This window comes from Bradyrhizobium sp. Leo78 (assembly GCF_059512425.1).
This window is the reverse complement of the sequence record NZ_JCAMOT010000294.1, coordinates 1-368: the sequence shown is the minus strand read 5'-3', so window position 1 is coordinate 368 and position 368 is coordinate 1. Positions and strand designations below refer to the sequence as shown.

Here is a 368-nt window from a genome sequence, read left to right as displayed (position 1 = left end):
CGCTTCATGGCGGCCGCCGTATTGCGGATCGGATTGGCAATGCCGGCAATCGCAAAAACGATCCCCGCTGCGGCAATCAGCAAGGCGAGCGAGGCGATCGCTGCGGTCAACACGAAAGCCGACTTCGCGGAAGCATCGCTCGCAGCCACGAAGCCCTCGGTCTGGCTGAGAATGAATGCGACCAGATCCGCCACTCCCTTGTTCACCAACTCGGCCTGCGGCTCCATCTTCTCCTTAAAACACCGAACTGCCTCAGCTGTCTTGCCGCTATCTTCGAGCGCTATCATTTGCTCCGCAAGCGCCCGATATTTGTCGAGTTCGGGCTTTATCTGGTTGATCAGCTGGCGCCCGCGCTCGGTGCGCACGCC

General features: G+C 60.3%; 1 protein-coding gene. It reads right to left on the bottom strand.

Annotated elements, in window-relative coordinates; all coding sequences use genetic code 11:
• On the bottom strand, positions 1-368 hold a 368-nt coding region (locus AC5ZG1_RS44750), incomplete at both ends, for an MCP four helix bundle domain-containing protein (RefSeq protein WP_496136623.1).